This window comes from Streptomyces sp. NPDC006529, assembly GCF_040611795.1.
Lineage (GTDB): Bacteria > Actinomycetota > Actinomycetes > Streptomycetales > Streptomycetaceae > Streptomyces.
Genome location: NZ_JBEXPB010000029.1, coordinates 20,256 through 35,359, shown reverse-complemented (window position 1 = coordinate 35,359; position 15,104 = coordinate 20,256). Strand labels below are relative to the sequence as shown.

The following is a 15,104-nucleotide window of genomic DNA, read 5'->3' as shown; positions in this document are numbered from 1 at the left end:
GATCCGCAGCGGGTTCAGAGGAGGGCCGCGGTCTCCCGCAGCGCCGACACGGCGGCCCGGATCGAGGGCCGCCGGTCGGCGTCCGCCCGCCAGACGACGTACACGTGCCGGCGCAGGCTGTCGCACACCGGCAGCAGCCGCACCCCGGCCGGCACCGGCCCCCGCCCCAGCCGCGGGGCCACGCACACCCCGAGCCCGGCTTCGACGAATGCCAGCTGGGTGTGGTGCTCCTCGGCGATGTGCGCGATGCGCGGCTCGACGCCCAGCCCGCGCAGTGTGAAGACCAGCCACTCGTGGCAGAACTGGCCCTCGTTCCAGGAGATCCAGTCGTCGCCGGCGAAATCGGCGAGGGAGATCCGGCTCCGGTCGGCCATCGGGTGCCCCGCGGGCATGGCGATGTCGACGGAGTCGTCGAGCAGATGGGCGCGGGAGAGTTCGGCGGGCACCGGCATCCGCCGGTTGTGCCAGTCGATGGCCACCGCGAGGTCGAGGTCGCCGCGCACCACGGCGCGCATGCTCTGCTCGGGCTCCTGCTCCGTCACCCGGGTCCGCAATTCGGGGTGTTCGGCGCGCAGCGTGCGCAGGGTGCCCGGCAGCAGCCCGCGCATCGCGGTGGGGAAGGCGCCGATCCGCAGGTCCCCGACGGCGCAGCCGCGCCGGGCCTCCACATCGGACTGGGCCAGCTCCACCTGGGAGATGATCCGCGCCGCGTGGTCGGCCAGGAGCCGCCCCGCGTCGGTGAGCCGGACTCCGCGGCCGTTCTTGGACAACAGGGGCTGGCCGACCTCGCGTTCCAGTTTGGCCATCTGCTGGGAGACGGCGGAGGTGGTGACGTGCAGGCCGTCGGCGGCTCCGCTGACCGACCCGTGGCGGGCGAGGGCGTCGAGCGTGCGCAGGCGCTCCAGGTTCAACATGTAAGCGATGCTACGGCGTCAGGCGCACGAAGTCTCGCTTGTCCTACGACGTCGCAGCCAGCAGAGTGATCTCCATGAGCGCATCCGCACCCGCCCGCCCGGCCCTCCCCGCCTCCGCCGACCCGACCGCCTCCGCCCCCTCGTCCACCTCGACCGCCACCCCCCGCCCCGGCCTCGACTGGCGGATCCGCTTCGCGATCCTCTCGGTGGTCTGGGGGTTCAGCTTCCTCTTCGTCAAGGTGGGCACCGAGGGGTACGCCCCCTTCCACGTCTCCCTGGGCCGGGTCTTCTTCGGCGCGCTCGCCCTGGTCAGCGTGCTGCTCGTGCGCCGCGAACCGCTCCCCCGGGGCCTGCGGACCTGGGCCCACCTCTCGGTGGCGGCCCTGCTGCTCAACAGCGCCCCCTTCTCCCTCTTCGCCTACGCCGAGCTGAGCATCCCCTCCGGCCTGGCGGGCATCTGCAACGCCACCTCTCCGCTGTGGGGCATGGCGCTCTCCCTGGTCGCCCTCTCCGAGGACCGTCCGACCCGGCGCCGCTTCGCGGGCCTCGGCCTCGGCTTCCTCGGGGTCCTGACCGTCCTCGGCGCCTGGCAGGGCTTCGCGGGAGTCGACGCGAAGGGCACGGCCCTCGCGCTGCTGGCCGCACTCTGCTACCCCATCGGCTGGATCTACGTCCGGCGCACCCTGGCCGGCGTCCCCGGCTCCCCCGTCGCCTTGACCGGCGCCCAGCTGATCGTCGCCACGCTCCAACTGGCCGCGATGAGCGCCCTGTTCACCACCGCGCCGACGTCCTTTCCGCTGTGGCCGACCCTGTCGGTGATCGCCCTGGGCGTCCTCGGGACGGGGATGACCCTGCAGATGCAGTACCGCCTGGTCTCCGAGATCGGCCCGACCACGGCCCAGATGGTCACGTACTTCATCCCCGTCATCGCGACCACGGCCGGCGTCCTGGTGCTGGGCGAACACCTGCACTGGAACACCCCGGTGGGCGCCGCGATCGTCCTGGCGGGAGCAGCTCTGACCCAGACCCGCCCCGGCGCGCGCACACCCCGCTGACCGCCGCCGGGCGGCCCGCGCGCCGACCGGCCGGGATCCGGACCAGCCGGACCCCGGCCGGTCGCCGTGCAGCGGATCCCGGCCCGGCCGCACCCCGGCGGAGCCCGGCCGCTCGCGCCGCAGCGGGCCCCGCCCGCTCAGTCGTAGCGGGCCCCCCGCGCCGGACGCACCGCCTCCGCCACCGCGTCGGCCAGCGCCGGGATCTCCTCCCGGGCCACCGGTGACACGGTGATCCGTACGCCGGGCCCGCTGTCCACCCGGAAGCGCGCCCCCGGCGCCACCGCCCAGCCCGCCGACAGCAGCCGGGTCACCACGCCGGTCTCGTCCGTCACCGGCACCCACGCGTTCATGCCGCTGCGGCCGTGCGCGGCCACGCCCCGCTCGCCGAGCGCCGCCACCAGAGCGTCGCGGCGCTCCCCGTACGCCCGCGCCACCACGCGCGGGTCCACGGCCCCCGAGGTCCACAGGTCGATGACCGCGTACTGGAGCAGCCGGCTCACCCAGCCCGGCCCCAGCCGCTGGCGCCCCAGCACCCGGTCCACCGTGACCGGGTCCCCCGTGAGCACCCCGAGCCGCAGGTCCGGCCCGTAGGCCTTGGCGGTGGACCGCACCAGCGCCCAGTGCCGGGTGACCCCGCCCAGGGATTCCAGCGGCAGGTCCACCATGCCGTGCCCGTGGTCGTCGTCCACCACGAGGACGTGCGGGTAGCGGGCCAGCAGCCGCCGCAGCTCGGCCGCCCGCCCCGCGCCCAGCAGCGCGCCCGTGGGGTTCTGCGCCCGCGCGGTCACCACCAGGGCCCGCGCCCCCTCGGCGAGGGCCCGTTCGACGGCTTCGGGCACCGGCCCGTCGTCGTCCACCGCCACCGGCGCGATCCGCAGCCCCAGGGCCGGAACCAGATCCAGCACGCTGCCCCACCCCGGGTCCTCGACGGCCACCGCGTCGCCGGGGCGCAGGTGCGCCGAGAGGACCCGTTCGATCGCGTCCAGCGCTCCCCCCGTCAGCCCGACGGGCCCGGCCGGTACGCCGTCGGCGTCGAGCCCGGCCCGGGCGAGCCGGGCCAGCTCGGGGACGACGGGGTCGTCGCCGTACCGGGTGGGCGCCCGCGCGTAGCGCCGGGCGGCCGCCGCCAGCGCTGCGGTCAGGTCGGGCAGCACGGCCGGGTCGGGGTTTCCGCTGGCCAGGTCCCGCCCGCCGGGCGGCACCGCAACCCGCAGGGCGTCTCGCGGGGTGCTGGCGGGGCGGGCCCGCACCCGGCTGCCGCGCCGCCCGTCCGTCTCGATGACCCCGCGGTCGCGCAGGGTCCGGTAGGCGGCGGCGACGGTGTTCGGATTGACCCCCAGCTCCCCCGCCAGTTCCCGCATCGGCGGCAGCAGGGCGCCGGGCGCCAGCCGGCCCGCGGCCACGCCCGCCTCGACGCTGGCCGCGATCTCAGATGCACGACGTCCCACGATCACGTATTCTCCTAGCACAAAAAACAGTATGCACTAGTGCAATGGAGTCCGCATCATGACCGCCACGCCCACCGCCCCGCGGATCCCCGCGCCCGGCGCCTACGAGCCCACCGACCTGACCGTCCCGTCCCGCTCGCGCGACCGCGCCCGCTACGACCGCGAGACGGTGCACGCGATCCTCGACGAGGGCTACGTCTGCCACCTCGGCTTCGTCCGCGACGGCACGCCGGTGGTCCTGCCGACCCTCTACGGCCGGGTCGGCGAGGCCCTCTACCTCCACGGTTCCACCGGTTCGCGCCCGCTGCTCGCCGCGGGCAAGGCCGACCCGGGCCTGCCGGTCTGCGTCACCGTCACGCACCTCGACGGGCTGGTGCTCGCCCGGTCGGCCTTCCACCACTCGATCAACTACCGCTCGGTCGTGGTGCACGGCACGGCGTACGAGGTCACCGACGAAGCCGAGCGCCGCACCGCCCTCGACGCCCTCGTCGACCAGGTGGTGGCGGGCCGCTCGGCGGATTCCCGTCCGGCGAACGCCAAGGAGCTGGCGGCCACCGCCGTCATCCGCCTCGACCTCGAACAGGTCTCCGCCAAGCTCCGCACCGGCGGCCCCAACGACGAGGCCGAAGACCTCGGCCTGCCGTTCTGGACGGGCGTGGTCCCGGTCGCCCGGGCCTACGGCGCCCCCGTCCCGGCGGCCGACCTGGCCCCCGGAATCGGCGTACCGGACTACCTCGCGGCGCTCTGAACGGGTACGGGCCCCACCTCGGGCCCGCCCGCCCCGCCGCCCGCGGCTCCGCCGGCCGCAGCTCCGCTCCCGGCTTCGGCTCCGGTGGCGCCCGCCTGGGCGGCGCCGCTCTCCGCCGGACGGCGGCCCTCCGCGACGATCAGCGCGAGGACCGCCGTCAGCAGGAGCACCGTGCCGAGCACCACCGGACCGGTCAGCCGCTCCCCCAGCACCAGCACCGCGATCACCGCCGCGCTCACCGGCTCGATCAGCATGATCACGGACACGGTGGCGGCCCGCACCGCCGCGGCGCCGGTGAAGTAGAGGACGTACGCGAGCGCGGTCGGCACCGTCGCCACGTACACCAGCAGCCACAGCACCCGGCCGGGCTGCGCGGTGTGCGGAAGCAGCCCTTCCAGGGCCGCGAGCGGCAGCAGGCAGACGGTCCCCACCGCCAGCGACCACGCGGTGGTCACCAGCGGATCCCCGCCCGCCCCGCGCCGCCCGAGGGAACGCGTCCGCAGGGTCATCGCCGCGTACCCGCCCGCCGAGAGCAGCGCCCAGCCCACCCCGGCGGGCCGTACCTCGGCGCCCCCGCCGCCCAGCGTCAGGGCGGCGAGCCCCGCCAGCGCCCCGCAGACGGCGGCCGCCCCGCCCCGCCCGAGCCGCTCGCCCATCCAGTACCGCGCCCCCAGCGCGATGAGCACCGGTCCCGCGCCCAGGGTGACGACCGTGCCCACCGCGAGCCCGGTCTCGCGCACCGCGGCGAAGTAGGCGGCCTGGAACAGGGTGAAGAGCAGCCCGGTACCGATCAGCGAGACCACCGGGGGCCGGGACGCGACCTCCGCGCGGCGGCGCCGCGGACGGCGGACGGCCAGTGCGCAGAGCAGCAGGACGAGGGCGCCCGCGCAGCGCCAGAAGGACAGGGAGAGCGGGCCGAGGTCGCTGGCCAGGAAGAGGAGGGAGGCGGCCGCCCCGGCGGTGCCCCAGGCGGCTCCGGCGACGACGAGGTACAGGTGCTTCGAATGCTGCGACACGTGTGCTCCGCGTGACGTGAAGGATGAGGGAAAAGGTCATCGCTTCGCGGGCAGCACGGAACCGCCCGGGGACTCCGGGCACGGTTCGGTCGCGCAGGGAGGCGAGGCCGCCCGCGTCAGGCGGCGGGAGGCGGAAGCACGGTCATCGGCATGCCGCGAGCTTAGCGCCGCGACCGGAAAGTTTCACCAAGTCACGGCGCCCGGCACTAGGCCGTCGTCGCCGTCCGGTCCAGCGCGCCGTGCTCCAGCGCCCCGCGCTCCAATGCCCCCCGGTCCAGCGCGCCCGGGCCCAGGGCCGCCGGGTCCGGGACCTCCGGCGGGGCGGGCGGTGCGGGCGGGGCGGGCCGCGAGGTCTGTGCGATGAAGGCGCCGCCCAGCACCAGAGCGCCGCCGATGACCTGCGGGGTCGAGAGGTGCTCCCCGAGAAGCACCCACGCGAGCACGGTGGCCACGACCGCTTCGAGGCAGGCGACCACGCCCGCGACCTGCGGCGAGAGCATCCGCACCGACACCACGCCGGTGAGATAGGCGGCGACGGTCGCGATCAGCACCACCCAGCCGATGAGCACCGCCGCGGGGACGAGGAGGTCGCCCACCGCCGCGTCGCGGCCGAGGATCCCCCACTCCATCTCCCAGGGACGGGCGATCACCGTCATCAAAAGGGTTCCGATGATCATGCCGTACGCGATCACGCCGAGCGGATCCGGCGCGTCCTCGCCGTCCGCACCCTGGTCGGCCAGGACGAAGTAAAAGGCCTGGCAGCAGGCGGCGGCCACCCCGAGCAGCACGCCGAGCAGGTCGAGCCGCAGCCCGGCCCAGATTTCGACCACGCAGGCCAGTCCGACCACGGCCACGGCGGCCCCGGCGGCGGCCGCCCGGGTCACCGGCTTGCGCTGCACGAAACGGATCCAGCCGAGGAGCAGCGCGGGGCCGAGGTACTCCAGCAACAGGGCCACGCCGACCGGAATCCGGGACAGGGAGGCGAAGTAGAAGGCCTGCACCCCGGCCACGGCCACCAGGCCGAAGCCGGCGAGCAGCGCGGGTTTGCGGAGCAACAGCCCACGGTGGCGCCAGGCCAGCGGAGACAGCACGAGCGCCGCCCCGGCCACCCTCAGCCAGACCACGTGCAACGGGTCCAGACCCGCCTCGATCAGCGGCTTCGCCGCCACCCCGGAACCACCGAACGCGCACGCCGAGACGAGGGCGAGGCCCAGTCCGGCATTTCTCCCTGACGCTTGCATCGGCACATCATGACAGCCGTCGTCAGGACCGTCACGAGCGTGACGCCTGTTGAGATTTCCTGACTGGCCGTCAGCCTTGAATGTTCCGGTCGCCGGGGCTACCTTCCGCCGGACACAGCCGACGAGAAGGGGCGGTCCCATGGCCGAAGTCACCGCGGAATCACGCATCGAGGCCTCCGCCTCCGCGCTCTGGTCGCAGCTCACGGACTGGGACGCGTACGGCGAGTGGAGCGCGACCCACACCGGATTCCCCAAGGGCGGTCCGCAGACGCTGGCCGTCGGATCCACCTTCGCCGAGAACATGAAGATGATGGGCTTCCCGGCCGAGGTCGTCTGGACCATCGAGGAACTGGAGACCGAGCGCGTCTTCGCCATCCGCGGCAAGGGCCCCATGGGCGTGATCGTCGGCACCCGCTACACCCTGGTCCCCGACGGGGACGCGACCACCGTGCGCATAGACGGCGACTTCCAGGGCGCGGCCGTCTCGCTCATGGCGGGCAAGCTGAAGGACTCGGCCACCGCCGCGCTGAACGAGTCCCTGCGCAAGCTGGCCGCCCTCGTGGCCGCCTGACCCCACCCGTGCCGAAGCGCCCCGCGCGCGATGACGTCAGGGACGTTCATCGCGCGCGGGGCGCCGGACCTGTCGGCCGTCGGTACTCAGTGCTCGCCGGCAAGGATCAGGTAGAGCTTCTTGCGGGCCTCGTTGATGACCGCGACGGCCTTCTCCCGCTGCTCGGACGAGCCGGTCTTCCAGACCTGGCCGAAGGCCTCCATCAGGCCGAACCCGGCCGTACGGATCTCGTCCATCGCCTCGCGGTCGAATCCGCGCCCGGCCTCTTCCCACGGGGCCGAAGGGCCCGCCTCGGCCTCGGTGCGGCCCGCGTCGGTGAGCGTGAACAGCTTCTTGCCGCCCTCGCTGACGCTGGTGATCAGCCCCTCGTCCTCCAGCATCTGGAGGGTCGGGTAGACGGAACCGGGGCTGGGCTTCCAGGCCCCGCCGCTGCGCTCGCCAATCTCCTGGATCATCTCGTAGCCGTGCATCGGCCGGTCGGCGAGCAGCGCCAGGATCGACGCCCTGACATCGCCCCGCCGGGCCCGCCGGTGCGGTCCGCCCCGCCCGCCGCGCCCGCCGAAGGGCCCGCCGAACGGCGGCCCGAACGGGCCGAAGGCGGCGCGCCGGCCCTCGAAGTCCCCCTGACGGTCCGGCCCGCAGTGTCCGTGCCCACGACCGTGACCGTGTCCGTGACCGTGTTCGTGTCCATGTGAACGCATGGCTGCGCTCCTTTCGTCTGCATTTCCTCGGATATACCGCTGTCGCTGTCCGACACCACTACGATCGCTGATCGCTCGCGATGTGTCAACGATATATCGGGAGCGTTCTTTCGGGAACGCTGCAACAACACCCCTGATGACCTGTCTCAGCGAAGGTTGCTCAGGTCTCAACGAAGGTGCTCGGATCCTGCTTCGTCTCAGCGAATGTGCCGCGTCGGCTGTTCGTCTCAGTGAATCTGCTCTGTCGAGCGATTCTGGGTGACGCAGTCTCAGACCCGCACCAGCACCTTGACCTGCGGATCCTTGTTGGGGTGACGGTGGTGACGCACTTTCCGCCCATTCCTCTACTCAGTCTTGCCCCCTGTCTGGAAGCTCAGAGAGACGCACTGATAGAACGCCGTCATGACGTACCGATTCACCGCCCGCGCCGCCAGAACCGAGATCGATCCCGACGGCTACTTCACTGAAGCAGCGCTTGCCGAGCGAGAGGATGGCAGCGGCTTCATCCTGATGTTCATGGCGGGTGAGGACGATCCCGACGTCCAGGAGATAGCTCTGGGGATGGACACGCACTGCCTGGTCACAGCCGGCCAGGGGACCGCATACGGATGTGTGCGTGAAGCCGTTCTGACGGGCAACGTCCTCCACGTCTCACTGGACCCCGACGCTCTGGAAGACCTGCGATTGGATGACAGCGAGATCGAGGCCGTCATCGAAGCACCAGCCGAAGACGTCGTCCAGTTCCGCGAAGTCCTTGCGCAGGTGCTCAACTACGGGCGCGCGGACGCTGTGCCCGGCCGCCTCGCCATCTGAGCCGCTGTCCCCGCCGACTGCCCAGGCATGAAGGCGAAGATGAGGACCCGCGCTTAGCTGCCGCCAACAGCAAGTTTGCGACGGCGGCGCTGGGCTTTCTCCCGGCAGCTCCTTGAGCACCATTGTCGGGCTCGTCCGAAACTGTCCCTCTCGACGGGGTCCTGACAGTGCTCGCAGGTCCGGATCCTGTAAGGAGCTGGGTCGAGTCCTCGGTGAGCTCGTTGCCTGCAACGACCCGAGCACCAGCGCCGCTGGCCAGCACTCGGCTTCGCTTTCGGGAGCGGGTCCTCGCAGAACTCACAGGTCTCGGCCGGCGAGCGGAGGAACTGTTCGGGCGAATTGAGTCGACTCCAGCGGCGGGTGTGCTGCCGGCAGGCCGCTGAGCACGTCTGGCGGTGCGATCGAGAGCCGGGGGGCAGAGGTTTTTCGCAGGCTATGCAGCGACGGTCTTCTTGGTGGGAAGGATCATCGTCGACGCTGGAAGCCGTCGAGGAAGCGCGTCCCTGCTGGCGTTGGAGGTAGGCGGTGCGGCGGCATGTCGATGAACAGAGCCGGTGGCGCTGCCCGATCTGGATCTTCATCGGCTTCTGGCAGATCCGGCAGGGCGCCGTGGTTTGCCGTCGGCGGTGGGCCCGGGTCCTGCAGCGCATGGAACAGAGGATTGCCCGTCGGCCGAAGGTATCGCTGGGTGGAATATCCGTGCTGCATTCCACGCATTTCTTCGTCTCGAGCGTTGTTCGCAGGAGGTCAGGATCACGTCCGGTGATTGCGGCGAGGCGGGCCCACGACGGCTTGCCCCTGGGGCCAGGCGTGAGGAATTTCCGCAGGTAGGGGGGTGGGAGGTGGTTGGCCTGTGCGAGACGCCGGATGAACATGGGACCGCCCTCTCCCGCCTTCGGCCGGACCTGAAAGGGAAGTGGAACGAGCTGCGGATCGGCGTCGGCGAGTGCTGTCACTCTTTGCCGCCCGCTGTTGGCGGGTTGTTCGGGCGATCGCGCCCGGAGGCGATGTCCAAGTCAACGGCCAGCAGTCCGCTCTTAGCGATCTTCTCGGCGCCGCTCAGGATGGCGTCGACGGCAGCCCCGCGGATTTGGTGGGCGAGGGTGCCGATCATGCCGCCGGTGCGAGTGTGGAGGAAGCGGTCGAGTCGGGCCAGGGTTCCGTGTTCGTGCTGGTGCAGGAGGAGAGTTTCCTCCATCTGCGCCACGAGTCCTTTCCATTCCTTGTTGTAGGGGAACTGGTGGGTGATCACAGAGGTGAAGCGTCCTGCAATCTGGTCCCCGCGGGTGCCAGAGAGGAGCCCTCCGGACTCGATGTCGATTCCGGCGTAGGCGAACGTAGCTGGGATGCGCTCGGAGAAGTATTTGAGGGTGTCGGACGCCTCGCCTCCCGTGCGGGTGTGCAGGGAGATGTTATGGATCTCGTCGACCAGGACCAGGCCGGTGCGGGCGGTGGTGCAGACGCCGACCACGGCTTCGGTCAGGTCGGTGAAGTTCAGACTGCGGGTGACGGGGAGGCCGAGGAAGCGAGCGAACTCGGCGGCGATCATGCGGGATGTCGCGGCTGGCGGGATGGTGATGTAGATGACCGGAATGCGCTCGTCCTGGCCTGGGTGCCGGCGCCGGTCCACGAGTTCGTGGGCCAGGCCGAGCTGAGTAAGTGCGATCGTCTTGCCTGTGTTCGCGGGCCCGGAGACGAGCAGGCCGCGGCGGGCACTCACCGCGCCGCGGTTCAGGATGATCAGGCGACGTCCGCAGGTCACGGTGTGCCGGACCGTGGACGTGGCGATGACTTGCAGGCGCGCGTGATGGTTCAGCCGATGGTCGTCGTAGGCGCTCTTCTTCTCCTGCGCCGACGGATCCGACTCAGCCGCCGCAACGAGTGCCTCGTACTCGGCCTCGCTCATGATGACCATCGGCTGACCCAGGGATGTCGCGATGAACTCGCGCCATCCGAGCAGGGTGGTCAGATGCCGGCCGAAGTCGTCGCCAGCCTGGCCGGGTAGCAGCGTGATCACGAACGTCTCCAGGGGTCCTCAAGCGGGTCGAAGAGCCCCAGCGGGATCACCTCAGCCATCTCGTCTTCGTCCATGGGTTCCTCGGCAGCTGGCGCGTCTGCGGGCTGCGGCTCGGGGAGGACGACAGGGGCAGGAGCCGTCACCTTGGTCCGGGCCACCACTTGGCGGTCGCGCTTGGAGGGCCTCTGCTTCTTCCTCTTCTGGCCGGGCTCAGCCGGATCCGGTCCGGCGTTCGCACGGGTCAGCAAAGCGGCCACGGCCTCGGCGAGTTCTTCCTCGGTGGCCTTGGGAAGCTGGTGACTGACGTGGTCCCAGGCGAGATCACCGAAAGGAACAGGCGTCCGCTTCAAGTACTTCCACGTCGCCTGGACCCACTCGTCTTCACCGCGATGGTTACGTACCCAGACGCGAGAGACGTCGTAGGGGTCGCGATGGACCTCCCAGAGCCCCCGCTTGGCCGTGACACCTGAATCACGCCGACGCATGGGCCCGAGTCCGGGAGCGTCGTAGGTGCGGTTATTGATGCGAATGCCATAGGAGTTGACGGCCCGCCAGGCAGCGGGCAAAAGCTCGGTGTAGTCGTCTGCGCTGAGCGCGACCGGGACATAGCCGCTGGACTCGACCAGCGCGGCATACTTCTGGTTCGGAGTGAACAGCCGCCCCGGGTGGTCAGGGTCTCGCAGCCCGTCATGCGGGCGGTTCTGCCACTTGGCGATCACCCATTCATCAAGGAGATCCTGCAACTCGGGCAGTGACCACAGGTTTTCCTTCTCCGGGTGTCGGCCGCGACGGTCAGTGTTGCGGCCAGTGTATCCGGGAAGGAACTGCACGAACATCGTGGCAACCGAGCCCAGCATCTTCTCGATGTGGCCCTTCTCGAAGGGCGAGCCCTTGTGGGTCGGCTGGAACTCGATCTCCAGAAATCTGCACGAGGCCCGGAAGTTGTGCGAGATGAACGCCTTTCCGTGATCGCAGACGATCATCTCCGGGACGATCACCGGCTTGGCAGCCACATGCTCCAGACGCTCATCCAGTGTCAGCAGCCTGCGGTGAGGCAACACAGAGCGGGACATCTTGAGGGCTTCCACCCAGCCCGGCCGCATCAACTCGGGCGTGACGGTCCTCGCCAGCAGCACGCTGGCATCGACGGACTTCGTCGACGGCCGCAGGACAAGCGCCGTCGGGGTCCGGGTCGCGACATCGATCATGCCTGTGAGCTCGACTTTGCCAACCACTCCGTTGTCGAGGCGGACCATCACGTCCAGCGGGGTGGAGTCGATCTGCATGACCTCGCCCGGAGCGCTCACCGTCAGCTCTCCCAAGGTCGTGCCCGCCGTATGAGCCTTCGAACGGCGCGTCACCGCCGATCCCAGGGTGTGAGTACCGGCCGTCAGTTTCTCCACCAACCGGTAGAGCGTGGCCCGGGAAGGCCACCGGGGCTCCGCTTGTCCGTCTTCGGTCTCCGTCTCGTCTTCGTCCTCGGTCTGCGTGAGGATCTCTTTCGTCCGCCAGATCAGGTAGGACGCGGTCCGAGTAGAGGGGTCGACACCTTCCTTGATGGCCTGGCGCATCGCCTCGACCACTCTGATGTCCACCGTGCCGAACTCCGGCCGCTTGCGGGCCGCTCGGCGATCGGCCAGCCCGGCAACCCCTTCCTTGAGGTAGCGGCGACGCAGCCGGGCGACTGTGTAAGCCGTCACGGGGCGACCGGACCGGGACAGCTCGGCCGCCTTGGCCTCTTCCCGTGCGGCCAACGATGTGCCGGCGCGGTATTCCTCGCGCGGCGTAGCGCCGGGCTCCGCGTCGGGCGGAAGTCCATGTACGACTTCCAGAATGTGGCCCTCCCACCACAGAGCCTGCTGAGCCGCTGCGGCAGGCAGCAGGTCCAAGCCGGATGAGGCAGGCACTGGCATCCGCTCCGGGCGGAACAGGACCTCGAAGTCCTCCGCTGCGAACAGTTCGAGCAGAGCCACCACGCGATGCGGGGCCTCCGCGTCCTCCAGGACTGCGGCCTGCGCGGTCACTTCGAGTACTCCGCGGACCTGCCCGTCGAACCGAACCCGCTCGCCAACTGCCAGAACCGGCGGACGCCTCAGCCGACCCATTGCCGCCGCCCATCCGCCCAGACCAGGCTTCCGGTCTCCAGCAACCCTCCCGAGAGATCCACCTTCAGCTTTCCCAACCACAACAGGTGGAACAGCACCGGCAACACCTGGATCCGGTCGCCGACCAGCTCAGCCCCGTCCCACAGGCTCTTCGGTTGGCTGAAGACCTCCAGGAGTCGCTCGACTATCGCCCCCGGTCGGCCGCAGCGTGCCCGGCGATACCGCGCCAGCCACCGAACGTTCGCCATGAAGATCGGCTCGGGACGGCCCGCCCACTCGAACTCCCAGCCCACCGCAGAGCAGGCCCGCTGAGTCGCCGCGAAGGCCTCCCGAGTGACCTCGTCCATATCGTCCTCAGCACGGACATCCACAATCCGCGCCTGCCCTGTAGCCAACCGGACAAAGTAGTCAGGGGCGTGGCGGCGACGCCGCTCGCCGTCGTGCCAGTGCAACCAGAACGGCTGCGACGACATCGCTCTGACCTGTGGATCTCGATCGAGCAGGATCAACCGGTCTCGCTCGAGCCAGGACTCATAGCCCACGTGATCCCGCATGGTCGCCGAGTAGTACCAGCCTGCGAAACCCGGCGTTCCCTTGTCCCAACGGAACGGTCGGACAGGTTCGACCGCCTCGAACGGAACCTGCCAACTCGACCCCAGAGCGTGCTTGCGACGCTCACCGTTACTGAGAAAGTCCAGCTCAAACGCCGTTAACGCTTCATCGCCGTACGCACGCGACAGTGCCTCCACCGCACCCCCAACCCGGCAGGCCGAGCAAATCCTCAACCTTCGGTGAGACTAACGACCGTTTCAGCAACTTCGCTGAGATTCGCGGAATCTTCGCTGAGACAGGTCCCCTGACGTCCTGTGGCAGCGAGTCTCGTTCGATTGCTCGGCTCTACGTAGACTCCGCGTTATCAGCCTTCGAGCTGGAATTTTGCGGTGCCGCAGGTCGCCGTCGGCTGCCTCTTGGAGAGGCTTGGAGCGTTAGCTTCGAGGACGCTGAGCCGGTTCGCAGTTTCCGGTAGGGGCGAAGGGTGACGAGAGCTTTCCGGGCTGGTACTACGCCGCGACGACGGCTGACCATGTGGGACACGAGTCGTCGCTGGAACGGGATCGGCTGGTCCTGAGTGGTCGCCTGCGCGGTTTGTCACGGACTGCTGCCGCCAGACCCAGGCCAGATCCTGCATCGAACGTGCTCAGACCGCTGCCGGCAGAAGGCCTGCCATCAACGAAAGGCGGCACTAGTGCCGTGTCAGGCAACGTTTGCCCTGTCGACGACGGCGCGTAGGCGCCGGTCGTCGGCGCGGCGGTTTCGCCAGATGATGTAGCGGCGGATCATGCTGCCCTGCTCCTTGTGGTCGGCATGGTCGGTGCCGTCGAGGGTGAAGTAGCGCAGGGCGGTGAGCTGGGCCTCGATGCGGCTCAGCCAGGAACTGTTGGTCGGGGTGTAGGCCATCTCGACGTTGTTCGCCGCAGCCCCGGTGCCGACGCGCTGGCACTTCTTCGTGGTCAGGTACGGGGAGAAGTTGTCACTGACGATCGCGATCCGGACCTCTCGCGGGTAGAGCGTGCGCAGGTAGCGGCAGAACTCCAGGAACTGCGTCCGCCTCTTGATCGGCTTGATGTGGCCGTAGAACTTGTCCTTGGCCAGGTCCAGGGCGGCGAAGAGGTGCCGAACCCCGCCATAGCGGTTGTAGGTCGCCCGCCGCCTGCGGCGCGGTTCACGGTCGGGGTCCTTGTGCTTGCCTCCGCATTCGACCCACTGCCGGCCCGGGTGCGGCATCAGATTGAGGGGCTCGAACCCGTCCATGTAGAAGACGACTTCCGGCTCGCCCTCCTCGGGTATGTCCTCGTCGCCCGCTAGCTATCGCGCGAGGTGCTCGACGCGAGCCTTCTTGGCCGCGTAGTCCGGGTCACGGGAGATTTTCCAGGTCTTTAGGCGTTGAAAGGAGACGCCCTCCTCGCGGAGCAGGATGCACAGGCCCTCGTGGCTGATGTCGTCGACCACCCCCTCGGCAACCAGGAAGCCCGCCAACTTTGGTCAGGCTCCAGGTCGAGAACGGCAGGTCGTGCTCGGTCGGCTTCGACTTCGCAATCTTCTTGATCTCGCGGCGTTCAGGCTAGGCCAACAGCCTGGCCGCGATGTGCGACCGGGAAGGACCTTCACGGTGCGTCACCCGGCGCGGCGCCGCCGGAACTCCTCAAGCCATCCCCGTACCTGCTCGTCGTCATTCAGGTACGGCTCCTCGGGTCCGTGCCGCAGATCGATGCCGTAAAGGAGGCGCAGTGCCCACCAAGACAGTTCGTCCCACTCAAGCGTGTCGTCGACGACCCAGCGCCCGGCCCACCGGTCGGCCGCATCACGACTCATGCGCCCCTTGACCAAGGCAGCGCAGCACGCCTCGATCTCGTCCAGGTCCGGCTGGCCACCACTCATGGACGCACCGTACCCGCGACAGGCGAACGTTGCCTG

Annotated in this window: 13 protein-coding genes and 1 pseudogene; 4 read left to right on the top strand and 10 right to left on the bottom strand. The window is 70.0% G+C overall.

Features of this window, described 5'->3' with window-relative positions; genetic code table 11:
* Positions 1 to 14 precede the first annotated feature (14 nt).
* On the bottom strand, positions 15 to 914 hold the full coding sequence (locus ABZY31_RS20475; RefSeq protein WP_356412353.1) for a LysR family transcriptional regulator: 900 nt from the start codon (positions 912 to 914) through the stop codon (positions 15 to 17).
* Positions 915 to 988: 74 nt separating this feature from the next.
* On the opposite strand from ABZY31_RS20475, the gene ABZY31_RS20470 reads away from it, so the two are divergent.
* Complete coding sequence (locus ABZY31_RS20470) at positions 989 to 1,969, top strand: DMT family transporter (protein WP_356412351.1); 981 nt, start codon at positions 989 to 991, stop codon at positions 1,967 to 1,969.
* 137 nt (positions 1,970 to 2,106) lie between these two features.
* Here the strand turns inward: ABZY31_RS20470 and ABZY31_RS20465 are convergent, their stop codons facing one another.
* A complete protein-coding gene (locus ABZY31_RS20465) occupies positions 2,107 to 3,438 on the bottom strand; it encodes an aminotransferase class I/II-fold pyridoxal phosphate-dependent enzyme (protein WP_356412349.1) in 1,332 nt (443 codons plus the stop codon).
* 37 nt (positions 3,439 to 3,475) lie between these two features.
* Here ABZY31_RS20465 and ABZY31_RS20460 point away from each other — a divergent pair, with 37 nt between their 5' ends.
* Positions 3,476 to 4,165 (top strand): pyridoxamine 5'-phosphate oxidase family protein, encoded by a 690-nt coding sequence (locus tag ABZY31_RS20460; protein WP_356412347.1) that lies wholly within the window; start codon positions 3,476 to 3,478, stop codon positions 4,163 to 4,165.
* Here the strand turns inward: ABZY31_RS20460 and ABZY31_RS20455 are convergent.
* Entirely contained in the window at positions 4,147 to 5,181 is a 1,035-nt protein-coding gene (locus ABZY31_RS20455; protein ID WP_356412345.1) for an EamA family transporter, read from the bottom strand. The genes ABZY31_RS20460 and ABZY31_RS20455 overlap by 19 nt on opposite strands.
* 206 nt (positions 5,182 to 5,387) lie before the next feature.
* Positions 5,388 to 6,422, bottom strand: a complete 1,035-nt coding sequence (locus tag ABZY31_RS20450; protein ID WP_356412343.1) for a DMT family transporter — start codon at positions 6,420 to 6,422, stop codon at positions 5,388 to 5,390.
* 139 nt (positions 6,423 to 6,561) lie between these two features.
* Between ABZY31_RS20450 and ABZY31_RS20445 the strand changes: the two genes are divergently transcribed.
* Positions 6,562 to 6,993, top strand: a complete 432-nt coding sequence (locus tag ABZY31_RS20445; protein WP_356412341.1) for an SRPBCC family protein — start codon at positions 6,562 to 6,564, stop codon at positions 6,991 to 6,993.
* Positions 6,994 to 7,079: 86 nt separating this feature from the next.
* Here the strand turns inward: ABZY31_RS20445 and ABZY31_RS20440 are convergent, their stop codons facing one another.
* Positions 7,080 to 7,694, bottom strand: a complete 615-nt coding sequence (locus tag ABZY31_RS20440) for a PadR family transcriptional regulator (protein ID WP_356412339.1) — start codon at positions 7,692 to 7,694, stop codon at positions 7,080 to 7,082.
* Between the two features lie 402 nt (positions 7,695 to 8,096).
* Between ABZY31_RS20440 and ABZY31_RS20435 the strand changes: the two genes are divergently transcribed.
* Positions 8,097 to 8,507: an Imm10 family immunity protein gene (locus tag ABZY31_RS20435; RefSeq protein ID WP_356412337.1), complete on the top strand. Its 411-nt coding sequence runs from the start codon at positions 8,097 to 8,099 to the stop codon at positions 8,505 to 8,507.
* Between the two features lie 952 nt (positions 8,508 to 9,459).
* Here ABZY31_RS20435 and ABZY31_RS20430 read toward each other — a convergent pair.
* The 5 genes and pseudogenes from ABZY31_RS20430 to ABZY31_RS20410 all read right to left on the bottom strand — a co-directional run bounded on the left by ABZY31_RS20430 (position 9,460) and on the right by ABZY31_RS20410 (position 15,068).
* Complete coding sequence (locus ABZY31_RS20430; RefSeq protein WP_356412335.1) at positions 9,460 to 10,524, bottom strand: ATP-binding protein; 1,065 nt, start codon at positions 10,522 to 10,524, stop codon at positions 9,460 to 9,462.
* Positions 10,521 to 12,629 carry a transposase gene (locus ABZY31_RS20425; protein WP_356412333.1) on the bottom strand — a complete coding sequence of 703 codons (2,109 nt, stop codon included), beginning with the start codon at positions 12,627 to 12,629 and terminating at the stop codon, positions 10,521 to 10,523. The genes ABZY31_RS20430 and ABZY31_RS20425 overlap by 4 nt, the downstream gene beginning before the upstream one ends.
* On the bottom strand, positions 12,617 to 13,378 hold the full coding sequence (locus ABZY31_RS20420) for a TnsA-like heteromeric transposase endonuclease subunit (protein ID WP_356412332.1): 762 nt from the start codon (positions 13,376 to 13,378) through the stop codon (positions 12,617 to 12,619). The genes ABZY31_RS20425 and ABZY31_RS20420 overlap by 13 nt, the downstream gene beginning before the upstream one ends.
* A 505-nt stretch (positions 13,379 to 13,883) precedes the next feature.
* A pseudogene (locus ABZY31_RS20415) lies at positions 13,884 to 14,751 on the bottom strand (transposase); the annotation flags it as partial.
* A 53-nt stretch (positions 14,752 to 14,804) separates the two neighbouring features.
* Positions 14,805 to 15,068, bottom strand: coding sequence for a hypothetical protein (locus ABZY31_RS20410; RefSeq protein WP_356412331.1), 264 nt, complete (start codon positions 15,066 to 15,068; stop codon positions 14,805 to 14,807).
* Between the last annotated feature and the right edge of the window lie 36 nt (positions 15,069 to 15,104).